This is a genomic window from Sulfitobacter undariae (assembly GCF_014196805.1).
Classification (GTDB): Bacteria; Pseudomonadota; Alphaproteobacteria; order Rhodobacterales; family Rhodobacteraceae; genus Sulfitobacter; species Sulfitobacter undariae.
Genome location: NZ_JACIEI010000017.1, coordinates 1 through 14,829 on the forward strand (window position 1 = coordinate 1; position 14,829 = coordinate 14,829).

General features: G+C 52.4%; 11 protein-coding genes. 6 read left to right on the top strand and 5 right to left on the bottom strand.

Going from position 1 to position 14,829, the window contains the following annotated elements:
* A partial coding sequence (locus GGR95_RS18830; RefSeq protein ID WP_221384954.1) for a hypothetical protein occupies positions 1–228 on the top strand: 228 nt, incomplete at its 5' end.
* A 211-nt stretch (positions 229–439) separates the two neighbouring features.
* On the top strand, positions 440–5,836 hold the full coding sequence (locus tag GGR95_RS18970) for a Hint domain-containing protein (protein ID WP_281395967.1): 5,397 nt from the start codon (positions 440–442) through the stop codon (positions 5,834–5,836).
* A gap of 27 nt (positions 5,837–5,863) precedes the next feature.
* Here GGR95_RS18970 and GGR95_RS16025 read toward each other — a convergent pair whose 3' ends face one another.
* From GGR95_RS16025 to GGR95_RS16040, 4 genes are all read right to left on the bottom strand, one after another.
* Positions 5,864–6,616 carry an SDR family NAD(P)-dependent oxidoreductase gene (locus tag GGR95_RS16025; RefSeq protein WP_184567657.1) on the bottom strand — a complete coding sequence of 251 codons (753 nt, stop codon included), beginning with the start codon at positions 6,614–6,616 and terminating at the stop codon, positions 5,864–5,866.
* A gap of 40 nt (positions 6,617–6,656) precedes the next feature.
* Positions 6,657–7,979, bottom strand: a complete 1,323-nt coding sequence (locus GGR95_RS16030) for a TRAP transporter large permease (protein ID WP_184567659.1) — start codon at positions 7,977–7,979, stop codon at positions 6,657–6,659.
* The gene (locus tag GGR95_RS16035; protein WP_343042339.1) at positions 7,972–8,454 is read right to left on the bottom strand and encodes a TRAP transporter small permease; all 483 of its coding nucleotides are present in this window, start codon (positions 8,452–8,454) and stop codon (positions 7,972–7,974) included. Before GGR95_RS16035 ends, GGR95_RS16030 begins: the two co-directional genes overlap by 8 nt.
* Before the next feature lie 106 nt (positions 8,455–8,560).
* Positions 8,561–9,559 carry a DctP family TRAP transporter solute-binding subunit gene (locus GGR95_RS16040; RefSeq protein ID WP_221384956.1) on the bottom strand — a complete coding sequence of 333 codons (999 nt, stop codon included), beginning with the start codon at positions 9,557–9,559 and terminating at the stop codon, positions 8,561–8,563.
* Between the two features lie 238 nt (positions 9,560–9,797).
* Between GGR95_RS16040 and GGR95_RS16045 the strand changes: the two genes are divergently transcribed.
* The 4 genes from GGR95_RS16045 to GGR95_RS16060 are packed head-to-tail and all read left to right on the top strand — an operon-like array spanning position 9,798 to position 14,346.
* Positions 9,798–10,664, top strand: coding sequence for an IclR family transcriptional regulator domain-containing protein (locus GGR95_RS16045; RefSeq protein WP_184567661.1), 867 nt, complete (start codon positions 9,798–9,800; stop codon positions 10,662–10,664).
* Positions 10,665–10,679: 15 nt separating this feature from the next.
* Positions 10,680–11,852, top strand: coding sequence for an acetyl-CoA acetyltransferase (locus GGR95_RS16050; RefSeq protein WP_184567663.1), 1,173 nt, complete (start codon positions 10,680–10,682; stop codon positions 11,850–11,852).
* Positions 11,849–13,480 carry an acyl-CoA synthetase gene (locus tag GGR95_RS16055; protein WP_184567665.1) on the top strand — a complete coding sequence of 544 codons (1,632 nt, stop codon included), beginning with the start codon at positions 11,849–11,851 and terminating at the stop codon, positions 13,478–13,480. The genes GGR95_RS16050 and GGR95_RS16055 overlap by 4 nt, the downstream gene beginning before the upstream one ends.
* Complete coding sequence (locus GGR95_RS16060; protein WP_184567667.1) at positions 13,477–14,346, top strand: PPC domain-containing DNA-binding protein; 870 nt, start codon at positions 13,477–13,479, stop codon at positions 14,344–14,346. Before GGR95_RS16055 ends, GGR95_RS16060 begins: the two co-directional genes overlap by 4 nt.
* Positions 14,347–14,402: 56 nt before the next feature.
* Here the strand turns inward: GGR95_RS16060 and GGR95_RS16065 are convergent, their stop codons facing one another.
* Entirely contained in the window at positions 14,403–14,786 is a 384-nt protein-coding gene (locus GGR95_RS16065) for a RidA family protein (protein ID WP_184567669.1), read from the bottom strand.
* Positions 14,787–14,829 lie beyond the last annotated feature (43 nt).

Sequence of the window (14,829 nt, forward strand, 5' to 3'; positions counted from 1 at the left end):
GCCGCGCAGCTCATCCTGCGCGGCGTTTATTCGTTCAAACAACAAAATAACATCAACAAAAAAACAAAAAATAGGCGCAAATTGTATCCAAATGCGAACCGCGGCAACGGCTCCATCTGTGCAGATCTCAGATCCATAGACACGAAACATAACTTCAATCGCCTGCGCTATGCGGCAATCGAACTCAGCATGGGCCACCTTACTTTCCAGCAAGGTAGGGGGAATTAGCCCAACCAATGTTGAATGAGTCCCATGGCCGCGCAGGGATTATGTAATCCAATCCCAGGTCAATGCTTCCTTAAACGTGCCCCCATTTGGTCAATATTACGTCATTCGATGGTACTGATTTAGATTCTATACTCACTAAATGATTGCTGAATTTGTAGAACTTTCTCTCTGGCAATGACCTACGTAACTTGAATGGTGTGAGTACCGACAAATGGCTAATTTCATCAAAAACGGCACATTTGAAATCAACACACCCGGAAGCACCGGACAGATTCCACAGGGTTGGTCCGTCACTTCAGGTTCTCCCGACCATCAGAATGATGATACCTTTGAATGGTCTTCATACTTAGAGCGTTACTTACCTACGGATTTGGATGCCGCGTCTGGCAGAGGCTATTTTGCATTAAGTAGTGGCGAAGAAGGCAGTGGAGCCCCGTACTCTGAGGCAGCAAAAACAACGTTGAACACGCAGATTCAAGCGGGTGAAACCTATACGTTCACATTCGATTTCTTTGTGAACAGCAACGTTGATGGGACAGAACCCCAGCCATCGTCGACTGAGTTGATTGTCACAATCGGGTCGCAACAAATTTCTGTGCCGCTCGACAGTACTGGTGTTGAAGCCCCGTATTGGCAAAGCATCAGTTTTGACTTTGTTGCTAAAGAAACAACAAATACCTTTAGCATCGGGACAGATGGCGTTTTGGACCCGTCAACAGGCCAGCCCTATATGGTTGTTGTGGATAACCTCGTGCTGGATGTTGCGAGTGAGATCGTTGATGGGACCGCGGGAGGGGACAATATCACCCTTGGCTATGTCGATCCGGAAAACGATCAAATCGACAATGCAGACAATGCGGCCGGTACTAATGATGACTCGGTTCGCGCCGGAGATGGTGACGACACAATCCACAGCTTTGAGGGTAACGACACAATTGATGCTGGTGCGGGCAGTGATTGGGCCGCTGGATATGGTGGTGATGATTACATCGATGGCGGTTTTGGTGACGACACACTTTATGGCGGCATTGGTCAGGATACTCTGCTTGGTAGCTATGGCAGCGACGAGCTACATGGCAATGACGGCGACGATTTTGTCGACGGCGGCGCGGGCAACGATTTGATCACGGGTGACTTGGGGCACGATACGCTTCTGGGGAACACGGGAAATGACACGATATACGGCGCGACCGGCAATGACAGTGTCCTTGGCGGTTCTGGCGATGACTTGCTTTATGGCGAAGGCGGTAAAGATACGGTTTCCGCAGGCGAAGGTGCAGACACCGTTTACGGCGGATCGGAAGACGATCTGATAGATGGGGGTGCTGGAAACGACCTTCTGCTGGGTAATGAGGGTAACGATACCATTTATGGGCGCGCAGGTCGCGACACCCTAAATGGGGGAGCCGACAACGATGTCCTTCGGGGCGGCGAAGGAGATGACATCGTTTCGGGCGGTAGCGGTAATGACGTTTTACACGGGGATGATGGTAATGACACTCTAACTGGAGGCAGCGGCGACGACATAATTGTTGGCGGCGCGGATGCGGACACGATCATCACCGGTAATGACTATGGCGACGATACTGTTGATGGTGGCGAAGGCCGTGAGACGGTTGATGGCTCTGATATCCCGTCTGACTATGCGCAGTTAAGTGGCGTTATCATATCTGATCAACTCAACAATAGTATGGGCGTTGTGAACAGCTTTGCAACGGGCGAACTGGGTTATATGACCAGTAATGTGTACGCCGAGTTGTCAGATGTTAATGGTCAAACGCTTGTTCCGGATAGCAATGGTTTGGGGCAGCAAACGGTAGGTATTCTGGAGGTTGGTAACGAAGTCTATGTGAACGGTGTCCGCTACACTGTTACCGACGAAACAGGCTCCTATGCTGACGTAAGCTACAATACCGGAGGTTCTTCACAGGTCGCAACTGGTGCGAGCATATCTGTCTTTACGCTGTCTAACGGTACCAACACGATCTATGCACAGCTCATCAGCCAGATGGGTGATGATGTTCCAACCGGTGCAGAAATTGAAAGTTTTGAGTTCACCGAAACTTTTGACGGCGGTCCCGCTGTCTTGGGCATTGGCTACAATGAAGCAGGGACTGAAGAATTCACTGCGGTCAACATGGACGAAGCCGTGGCTGGATATGGCGGCGACATTCTTGACGCTAGCGAAGAGGATGCCGATCAGGAACTTGTTTTCTCGGGAGATGAAGCAGGCACACTATCCAATGTCAATGATACCATCGACTTTACTAACATGGAAAAATTCACGTTGGGTGATGGGGATGACACCGCTAATGCTGCGGCTACCACTCTTGGCACCGATATTGATGCAGGTGCAGGCAACGACACCCTTTATGGGGGCACTGGTGACGATACTTTAGACGGTGGTGTGGGCGACGATCGCTTTGTCCTCGGCGACGGTTATGGCAATGATGTTATTAATGGCGGCGATGAACGCGAGACCGTTGATGGCTCAACAATTCCGTCTGATTACGTGCAGCTGTCTGGCATCATCATTTCTGATCAGCTGAACAACGGTCTGGAAACAGATTATAGCTTTGCCAACGGCGCGCTGGACTACATGACCGGCAATGTTTTTGCTGAATTGGACACCGATCTGGCCAACGTTCCGGGAAAGGCCGGCGTCGAATTTTCAAGTCTGCCAGGCGTCATAGGTGTGCTGCAGGTCGGCAATGAAGTTTACGTGAACGGCCAACCATTTACTGTTACCGCCCAAGCGGGAAGCTGGGCAAAGGTCACCTTTGATGCGGGCAATGGGCCGATTGTAGATGAGTATGGCATGGTGTCCATCTTCACCTTGTCGAATGGCTCAGACACAATTTATGCACAGATGATTGCACAGACAGGCAATGATATTCCGGCTGGTGCCGAAATTCTGGGTTTTGAGTTTACCACCCTTGACCCGCTGGGCTCTGATGCACCACAAGGCATCGGCTATAATGAAGCTGGCACCGAAGATTTCACCGCCGCGACTGTGAATGAAATCCCCTACAGCGCTCCGCTTTCGACCAGCGATGGCGGTGCCGACTATCTTGATGCTTCGGGTGAAGATGATGACCAAACGCTGACTTTCACGACTAACGGGGCGGGGACACTGAGCAACGGTGCGGATACCGTTACGTTTACTGGCATCGATGAGGTAGAACTTGGCGATGGGGCAGATATTGTAAATGCCTCTGCAACCGACAAGGGCATTCATGTTCAAACGGGCGCGGGCGACGATACCATCACTGGCGGCGCTGGTGCAGATTTCATTTCTTCAGAAGAAGGCAGCGACGTCATAGAAGGCGGCGCAGGGGATGATGTTCTTTTCCTTGGGGCCACAGACGGGGCGGTTGATACTGTTATCTTCTCTGATGGGGATGGTGAGGACCTTGTTCACGAATTCGAAATCCCTACCATTGACGGCGCGACGGGTGACATCACAAGCCACGACCAGATTGATGTATCAGACCTGACAGATACAAATGGCGATCCGGTTAACGTCCATGATGTCACTGTCAGCGAAAATGCTGATGGCAATGCTGTTCTGGGGTTCCCGAATGGAGAAAGCATCACCCTTGTAGGTATCAGTCAAGCGGATGTGGACAGCCACGAAATGCTGATCGCTATGGGTATTCCGGGCTCGGATTTTATCGTAAGCGGGACCAATGGCGATGACACGATAGATGTCGCCTATACAGGCGACCCTGATGGCGACATGGTTGATGCTTTTGATAATATGCCTGAAGATAATAATGACGTTATCGAAGCAGGCGCTGGTGACGATACTATCATCAGCGGTGCTGGCAATGACAGTATTGATGGTGGTGACGATCAAGATGAGATCGTTCTGAAAAACGGATTCGGCGAAGATACCATCAACGGCGGCGAAGGCGGCATCGATTATGACATTCTGGACGCAGGCGATGTGACCGGTAATCTTATAGTCGATCTAAGTGCCAACGGTGCGAATGACCCTGAATCCGGGACAATCTCTTATGAGGGTGCGCCTGCAGGTTTCCACTACATTCGGGTATTTGAGCCGAATGATCCGAGTATAATCGACTCGAGAGGTGTATACCCTAAAGGGAATATCGATTTTAATGATGGCGTTTTCCACATGTTGTTGGTCGAAGACAACGACACTATGCTTGGCGACACTCAAGGCGGATCGCGGATAGTAGACCATACGCAAGCGGCTGCAAGGGATCTTGGTGGGCTTGATATATCAGGATTTAATGTCGGGTCTCCGGGGAAATCGACCTTTGTCGATGCAAATGGTGACAGGTTTGAAGTCGGGTGGCTCCAATCTTATGGTAGTGGGGGAACAACCACAGTACCCAATGGTACCTTCTTAATCGTTACTGACACGTCAGCTGGCGGAGCCCCGGTTGGCACGAGCACGAGCACTGGCTACGAGAACGCAATTGCTGACTTTCGATATAGTAGCTTTACAGGGGGCCAAACAACCAGTGAGTTTACCGAAATCGAGGAAGTGATCCTCGGCAGCGGCGACGATGTGGTCATCGGATCAAGTGGCGGTGATAAGGTTTTGACTGGTGCAGGTGCTGATACCGTTTACGGTGGTGCTGGTGATGATGAAATATACGGCGATGCTGGCGATGACGTCATCAAGGGCGGCACTGGTAATGACACCATTTCAGGCGGTGACGGCAACGATACGTTTGTCTATTCTGCCGGTGATGGCGCGGATACGATTACCGATTTTGGAACGGATGACAGTGGTTCCATCAACGATGGCGACAATTCGAACAACGATTTTGTCGACCTCTCGGGGTTTTATAACACAACTACCCTTGCCGCTGTAAACGGATCAGATTCTGATCCAAGCAATGACATCAAAACGGCACTGCATATGCTGCGTGCGGATGCGGCGGACGGTGCGATTGACGGGATCATTGATGGTGTAGATCACAGCGCCAGCATTGGTGACATCGATCTGACGTTGCTATCTGCTGGATCGGCTGTTGTAGGGGATGATCTGACCTTTGATAACACTGGTGTGCCTTGTTTCGTGTCTGGTACATTGATCACCACGGCGCGTGGCCTTGTACCTGTGGAAGAATTGCAGGCAGGTGACCGCGTTCAAACCCGCGATAACGGCTTTCGCAAAATCGTTTGGGTTGGCTCCAAGAAAGCCGCCGCAACGGGCAAGCTGGCACCGATCCGGATTGAAAAAGGTCTTTTACAGAATGACCGTGCGCTTTGGCTTTCGCCGAACCACCGCATTTTGCATGTAAACTGGCAGGCGGAGTTGATGTTTGGTGAAACCGAAGTGCTGCATTCGGCCAAAACACTGCTGGGCACCTCGGGTGTACGGCAGGTTGAAGGAGGATCGGTCTCGTATTTTCACATCTTGTTTGAGCAGCATGAGATCATTCGCTCTGAGGGGACATGGACAGAAAGCTTCCATCCCGGACAGGTCGGGCTGGGTGCGCTTTCGAACGAAACCCGCGATGAAATTCTGGAACTGTTCCCCGAATTGCAATCTACAACTGCGTCCTACGGGGGGACCGCGCGGGTTTCACTGCATACCTATGAGGCAAAATTGCTTTTGGCGGCTTGATAGCCAGCCTCTAGCGGGGTGCACAGTTTAATCCCGTAGGGCAGGCAGGCCCACGCCGGTGCTTTCAAAACCGCCATCAGCTGCGATGACTTGGCCTGTCACATAGCTGGCTTTGTCAGAGCATAGAAATGTAATGACCTCGGCCAGTTCATTTTCGGTCCCATAGCGGTTCAGCGGAATTGAATCGTGGTAGGCTGCTATGATCTCGGGTGAATGAACCGCCATTGCCAGTTTGGTCCGCACGGGCCCAGGGCAAACGCAATTTGCACGTATGCCGTATTCGCCCAGTTCGGCGGCCTGTTGTTTAGTGAGGTGGATAACCGCAGCCTTGGATGTGCCATAGGCCACCCGCAAAGTTGACGCCCGCAGACCACTGATAGACGCGATGTTGACGAAAGCGCCTTTCGTTTTTTTCAATGCTGGTATTGTCGCTAGCGACACCAAAAACACGCCGTCCAAATTGGTGTCCATGACGCGCCGCCAATCGGCAAAGGTGGTTTCCTCAAGAGGGCGGAAATCAGCAACGCCAGCATTGTTTACAACGGCATCAATACGCCCGAAGGACGCCAAAACCTCTGAAACCATTTCGATGACATCATCGCTGCGCGACACGTCACAAGAAAATGCACGTGCCTCGTTGAACTGTTTGGCGGCTGCATTCAATTCGTCTGTATCACGGTCCACCATGGCAACCTGCCAGCCTTGTTCGATGAATAGCTTCGCTGTCGCCAGTCCAATTCCCCGCGCTGCGCCTGTCACTAATGCTACTTTGTCCGTCATCATCTTCACTCCTGATCCGTCATATTGCGCTACAAAAGGGTTACTTCATCCATATCAGTAAATATGTCGTCAGCTCGGGCCAGAGGGCGATAATGGCAAGGCCGATGGTGCTGGTGATCAGGAAAGGCACAGCGGCAACCGCAATTTTCTCTAGCGATATTTTCGCCACGTTTGCCGCAACAAAAAGATTGATGCCCACGGGTGGTGTGAAAAGACCGATCGCGAGGTTGATCATCAAAAATACACCGAACCACACAGGATCCCATTCAAGGGCGCGCACGACGGGCAAGAAGATGGGCAACGATATAAACATAATCGTTACGGCATCCATAAACATGCCAGTAATCAGCAAGATTACGGCCATGACGACCATAATGGTCCATTCGGACTCGCTCAGCGCAAGTAATCCTTCGGAGTAGCGCCCGACGACGTCATCAACCGTAACAACCCACCCAAACAGGCTGGCGAAGGTAACGACCAACATGACCACTGCCGAAGATGAGGATGCATCACCGAGTGCATCAAAAAGGGTAGAGAGCGTAAGTGTACGGTAGATAAAGAAACCCACGAAAAGAGCGTAAACCACTGCCACGATTGCGGCCTCTGTAGGGGTGAAGATGCCAGTATAAATACCGCCAAGGATGACAACGGGTGTCATGAGCCCCCAAATGGCATCTGTGAAGCTGAGAAACACTCGTTTCGGGAATGCAAATTCGCTATATGGCATCGGAGCAAGCTCGGCGATCTTGGATGCTTTAGCATCTGCGCGTTGGCGGCTCACAAACGGCAATGCGGCCAGCATCAATGCGCCCATCACGGCACCGGGTAAAATCGCAGCGATGAACAGATCACCGATAGAGACTTCTGCAATCACGCCATAGATCACAAGTCCGATGGAGGGCGGGATGACAATAGACAAGGCCGCACCAGTACAGACCATCGCTGCGGCAAATGCCTTTGGGTACCCGTCTTCGACCATGCCGCGGATCACCATCGGGCCAATCGCAGCAACCGAGGCAGGGCCAGACCCTGAAACCGCGCCCCAGAACAGGCTTACCACAACACCCACAAGGCCCATGCCACCGGGTAGGCTGCCCATGAGAACGCGGAAAAAGCGGATCATTCTATCTGCCATGCCTGCGGTGCCCATCAAGATGCCTGCAAGAATGAAAAACGGGATCGCGAGAAGCGAGAACTTTGTAATGCCGCTGGCAAGCAGATCGCCCACTAAATCCAGACCAAAGCCCATCTGCCACATGGCAAACATGGACGACAGTCCCAGTGAAAACGCCACGGGAACGCGAATGATCAAAAGGGCCGCAAACAAGAGCAACATCTGTGTGCCTGTATCAAGATCAAACATAGCTACCCGCCTTTTGTGCGGCGACTGCAGCTTGAACAAGACGCAGGGCGATTAGAAAAAATCCCAAAGGCAATGCCAGTGAATAATACCACGAGGGTATCTGAAGTCCGGCAGAAACAATGCCGCTGGCTCTCTGGTTCATCACCATTTCAATACAAAACCATGCGGATAGCAGTAATAGCACGACGCTAAGCACTACGGCGAGCCAACATACGAAGGGCCGTATGGCTGCGGGTAGTAGGTCGGTGAAAAGCGATACGGCGAGATGCTGGCCTCTGCGCGCTGCAATTGCACCACCAAAAACAGTCAGCAACAAGAAACCGTTCAACAGAATTTCTTGGGTTGCTGCAAAAGAATAGTTAGAAAGGTAACGGACCAACACGTTTGCAAAACCGATAAGCGTCATCACTAAGAAGATGACGCTGCAAATATACTCTTCCAGCCTGTCGGCTACTTTAAGTATCGGATTTTTCACGGGGCATACCTTTGTTAGAAAAATCGCCACACCAACCTTGCACAATCGTCATAGGGCGGGGGCGTAGCGTACCCCGCCTGTGCGGGATACGCTGGTTTAGAGTGGTTTAATTTACAGAATCGATAGACGTCTGGAACAGAGCAACCAATTCGGGGCTAACCTTGGCGGCCCACTTGTCAAACGGCTCTTTGGTGGCGTCACGGAAGGCCTGTAGTTCTTCGGCAGTTGGTTCATAGACTTCCATGCCTTCGGCTCTCAATTTATCCAGACCCGCGGCAGTACCTTCACGGGTTACTTTGATTTGGAATGCCATTGCTTCTGTTGCGGCGGCTTGAACCTTGGCTTGGGTGTCAGCATCCCAGCCTTCCCATTTCTCTTTGCTTACGCCAAGGAAAATGGGGTCGTATGAATAGTGCCATGGCGTGATGTACTTTTGAACTTCGTAAACGCGCTGGGGTACAATAACCGCACCGATAGGGTTTTCCTGCCCGTCGACAACACCTTGCTGAAGTGCGCTGAATGTTTCCGCCCACTGCATTTGCTGCGGGTTTGCGCCCAATGCAGTCATCACATCAATATACATCGGGCCCGCAACGCGCATTTTCAGGCCTTTCAAATCATCAGGTGACTTGATCGGGTGAACGTTGTTGGTGACTTCGCGGAAACCGTTTTCACCCCATGCAAGCACGATAATGCCGTGCTCGGCCATGATTTCGGCCATCTTTGCACCTGGGGCGCCGGATGTTGTTGCGTCTACGGCTTCATAGCTGGAATAAAGATAGGGCAGTGAAAAAACAGCCATTTCAGGAACAATTGGCGTCACGTTGATCGCGGAAGTCACAACAAAATCTAACGCGCCACGGCCAACCATTTCGGCTTGTTTCATTTGGTCACCACCAGCCAGTTGCGCGTTTGCAAAAACACGAACGCTCAGATCACCGCCAGTTGATTCTTTCAACAGCTCCGAGAATTTTTCGGAGCCCTGATGCCAGGACGTTGTATCGCTGGTATTATGCGAAAGGCGCAATGTTTCAGCAACTGCAGCCGTGCCGAATGCCGTGGCCGCCGAAATTGCCGCAGCAAAAACGAATTTCATTTTAGACATATTAATTCCTCCAATTTTCGAACCTCCTGTCAGAAGGCCTCCCTGCGCCAAGGGTCCATATTTTGGATGTCGTTGCAAGTTAAAAGTCGAACCTAGTTTCATATTATTTCAAAATTGCCCTTGAAACATATGATATATTGCTCAACACTTGGGGAAATGGCGTGGTTGCGTGATATCCGCGCTAGATTCCCGCTTTGCATCAAGTCCATATTGTGGACATATAGGACGCCTTGACCAAGTGAATGTTGATACCCCCCCTGTAGAGAGTATTGGCGCGCAAAGCGTTGACCGCGCTCTTGGTCTGTTGTCGCTGATTGGGCGCAATGCTAGCGAAGGTGTGAACCTATCTGTGATTGTCGCGGATACGGGGCTTAGCCGTCCAACAGCGCGCCGCTTGTTACTGGCCTTGATGCGGGCGCGGATGGTTGAGCAGGATGCGAAAAATAGGCGTTATTTTTTGGGTCAGGAAACCTATGTGCTGGGTGTCTTGGCGGCGCAGCGTTTTGATTTGATGGACTTGACCCGCGACAGTTTGCTGAGATTGGCAGAGTTGAGCGGTGATACGGTATTCCTATCCGTGCGCCGAGATGCATATTCCGTATGCTTGCATAAAGAAGAAGGCACATTTCCGATCCGTACCAATGCATTGCAAGTGGGGCATCGGCATCCTTTGGGGGTCGGTGCAGGCTCTCTTGCGATGCTCGCCGCCTTGCCGGCGGCTGAGCGTGCAGAGGTTTTGGGCCGCAATGCCGATGTGCTGGGCGACGGGTTTCCTGATTGTACCCCCGAGGCGCTGGCCCCTCATATTGATGAGGCTGCCGTGCGGGGATACGCGTTGAACCCTGGATTGGTTCTCACGAATTCTTGGGCGGTAGGGGCTGCATTTCGGACGCCGGATGGAAACGTCGCAGGGGCCATTAGTATCGCCGCGATTGACAGCCGCATGGGACCAGATCGACAATTGGAATTGGGCGCGGCACTTCGCCTTGAGATGGAAAAAATCGAAAAACGAATAGAGCAGACCTTTGCCTTGCCTGCATCAGCAGGTCTGGCCCAAGGCCGCCGTCGTAAGACGGGCAAAGGCCCATCAGATAATGAGAAATAGAGAAGGATTTAGAACATGACAAAAGCACAGATCGTTGGATGGGCGCATAGCAAGTTTGGGAAATCCTCTGCTCCTGATACAGAAACCTTGATGGCAGAAGTCGTCGCCCCAGCCTTGGAACATGCAGGTGTTGGAGCAGCAGACATCGACGGCATTTTTGTGGGCGTTATGAACAACGGCTTTTCTAAGCAAGATTTCCAAGGTGCTTTGGTTGGCATGGCCATGCCTGAACTGGGTAAAACACCTGCCGTGCGTATGGAGAACGCCTGCGCAACAGGGTCTGCTGCGCTCTATTCGGCGCTTGATTTCATTGAATCTGGGCGCGGAAAAATTGCTCTGGTTGTCGGTGCAGAGAAAATGTCAGCCCTGCCTACCGCTGAGGTGGGTGATATCCTTTTAGGTGCCAGCTATCGTAGTGAAGAGGCGCAGGTGACGGGGGGGTTTGCGGGCCTGTTCGGGCAAATTGCCCAGCAATATTTTGACAAATATGGCGAATGCTCTGATGCGCTTGCGATGATCGCGTCCAAGAACCACCAGAACGGTGTACACAACCCATATGCCCACATGCAAAAGGCGTTCACCTTTGAACAATGTAACGATGTAAGTGACCGCAATCCCTATGTCGCGCCACCACTGCGCCGTACGGATTGTTCGCTTGTTTCGGATGGTGCGGCTGCCATGATTGTTGCAGCACCCGAAGTGGCCGCTGGTCTACAGCGTGCCATTGCGTTTCGCGCACGCACGCATACCAACGATATTCTGGCCCTATCGCAGCGCGATATCACGCAATTTGACGGGGCGCGGCGTGCGTGGGCAGCCTCGCTTGAGGCCGCAAACCTTGGTCTTTATGATCTGGATTTGGTTGAAACGCATGATTGTTTCACCGTAGCCGAGCTGTTGGAATATGAGGCGATGGGCCTTGCCGAGCCGGGCAAAGGCGCGGATGTGATCCGTGAGGGGATCACACACAAAGACGGGCGTCTTCCTGTAAATCTATCAGGTGGTCTTAAATCAAAAGGCCACCCGATTGGCGCAACAGGTGTTTCCATGCACATCATGGCGGCGATGCAATTGGCGGGTGAAGCGCCTGAAGGCATGCAGGCAAGTAATGCGCAACTGGCAGGTGTTTTCAACATGGGTGGTGCTGCGGTCGCCAATTACATGTCTGTTCTGGAGCGCGTAAAATGAGCAGTTGGGCGTCTTCTTTGGCTGATCCAAAGGGGGGCGTTGCGCCCTCCACCACACGTGTTTCGAACCTTGCTAACCATCTCACGCGCAACGCGCGGCAACTGGGGGATGAGCCTGCGTTGATCTGGGGTGACGCACAGTGGACATGGTCGCAAATGGATGCCCGTGTGAATGCTCTTGCTGCGGGTATGCGTGATCGCTTCGGCGTTGCCAAAGGTGATCGTATTCTGATCCAGTCCCAAAACTGCAATCAGATGTTTGAATCCATGTTGGCGTGTTTCCGTCTGGGGGCTGTCTGGGTGCCTGCCAACTTCCGCCAAACGCCTGAAGAGGTTGCGTGGCTGGCGCAATCGTCGGGGGCGTCGGGTATGATCTGGGGTGCTGAATTTCCTGACCACGCTGCGGCCTGTGACACGCCAGAGCGTAATTTTACCTTGGTGATTGGCGGCACAGCGGGTGACGACAATGATTTTGACACGCTGGTGCAGGCCCATATGGGTCAAACTGTCCCAAATGCTCCGGTAGACCGCGATGACCCTTGCTGGTTTTTCTTTACGTCTGGCACTACGGGACGGCCCAAAGCATCTGTTTTGACACATGGTCAAATGGCTTTTGTCTTGTTGAACCACCTGAATGACCTGATGCCCGGCACGACACATACCGCACGCTCGCTTTGCCTTGCGCCGCTCAGCCATGGGGCGGGTGTGCATCAAATGACCCAAGTTGCAGCAGGCGCGGCAACGGTGCTGTTTCCCTCTGGGCGGTTTGATCCTGCGGTTGCATGGAAAATTGTGCAGGATCACAAAATCAGCAACATGTTTACAGTTCCGACAATCGTAAAGATGCTGGTCGAGCATGAGAGCGTAGGCCAATATGATACATCTTCGCTCAAGCACATGATTTACGCGGGCGCACCGATGTACCGTGCAGACCAGAAATATGCGTTGTCTGTTCTAGGCAAGGTACTGGTGCAGTATTTCGGTCTTGGCGAAGTTACGGGCAACATCACTGTGCTGCCCCCGAATGAGCATTTTGAAGACGATGACGAAATGCGCATTGGCAGCTGTGGGCACCCTCGCACGGGGATTGAAATTTCAATCCAAGGAAATGATGGGACGGAAATGCCAACAGGACAACAAGGCGAGATCTGCGTCATCGGTCCTGCGGTATTTGCTGGCTATTACAACAATCCAGAAGCTAACACTAAATCCTTCCGCGATGGATGGTTCCGCACGGGTGATTTGGGATATGTGGATGAGCAAGGCTATCTGTTCATCACGGGTCGGGAATCCGACATGTATATTTCTGGTGGGTCCAACATTTATCCGCGTGAGATAGAAGAAAAAATCCTGACCCACGATGATGTCAGTGAAACCGCCGTTCTGGGCGTGCCTGATCCAGTCTGGGGGGAGGTTGGCATCGCCGTCTGTGTTCTGCGCGACAATGCTGGTGTCTCGGCCGAGACTTTGCAAACATGGCTTAAACCAAAGATTTCCAGCTATAAAATGCCCAAACGGTTTATCATTCTGGATGAGATGCCCAAATCTGCCTACGGTAAAATCACCAAAAAGATTATCCGCGAAACATTGGAAGAACGCGGGTTGCTGGAGCAGGAAGTCACCTCGTGACGACGTTGGCATCTTCTCGAACGCCCAACCAACCGATGGTTCATCCCGGACCTGTTGCCGCCCGCCGGGTCGATGCGGTGGGGGTTATGGCATCCGATCTCGTTATCACGCTGGAGCCGGGGCAGGAGGTGGAAGCAACTCTTTGTGCGGCGGTGGCTGCTGCAGGGTATGATGGGGCATGGGTGGATGTGTCGGGACTGCACGCAGACCCGTTCGCTTTTGTGATGCCTGCGGCCTCGCCGGATGGCACACGGGTTGCATGGTACAGCGATACCTATGCGCCTGAGGGCGAAACCCATGTTGATGCGGGCGGTATCACTGTCGGACATTACAACGGGGGCAGTTTCACACATTGCCACGGGCTTTGGACTTCGCAAAGCGGGACAACATTGGGTCATATGCTGGCACCGGTCTGCACTGTTTCGCGCGCCGTATCTGTCAAAGCAACAGGGTTTAATGGCGGACGTTTTGAAAGGCTTCCCGATCCTGAAACCTGTTTTGAGTTGTTTCGAGCATGCCCTACGGAAACAGAGGTAGATGCGCCCGACGCTGTTATCATGACGTTACGCCCGAACACGGATCTATGCGGATCAATTGAAGAAGTGGCTGCGTCTTATGGCATATCTAACGGAGAGATTTTCGGGCTTGGCAGTGTGAATGGCGCATTGTTCCGCGATGCGGCGCCGATGAACAGCGCCATTACCGAGTTTATTATCACGACTGGCACGTTGACCGATGGCAAAGCCAGCATCACCCTATCTGCGGTGGACGTCCAGCAAGACATATTCACGGGCAGAATTGAGAAGGGGGACGCGGCGGTCTCCATCACCGCCGAAATCATATTGCGTGGCCACAGCCCTGAGTAATGGTGAAGGGGGCGTTAGATTTCCATCTCGCCCCCGCCGGCCTTAGCGCAATGATATCAGGTAGATCGCAGGGCTGTCGCCTCGACTTCGACCAGAAACTCTTCGCGTGTAAAGCCCGATACAATCATTAATGTCGAGGCTGGCTTAACATCCAAATCTGCGACCATGGCATCGCGGACTTTCATATAATCCGCCATATGTTCGCGTGACGTGACATAGGCGTTAAAGCGAAGGACATGTGAAAAATCCAAGCCCTCACAGGCGAGGATTGCGCGGATGTTCTCAAAACAAATCTCGGCTTGCTCTTTGACGGTATTAGGCACTGTTCCGTCCGCAGATAGCCCCAGTTGGCCAGATGTCACAACTATTTCGCCGCCTGCCAAGCCGTGGGAATAGCCGCCAAAAGGGGCTGCAATGGTTTCAGGGTTGAGCGATTTCATGATGCGTCCTCATATGTATGTTCCGTACTTGGGCTTTTACATT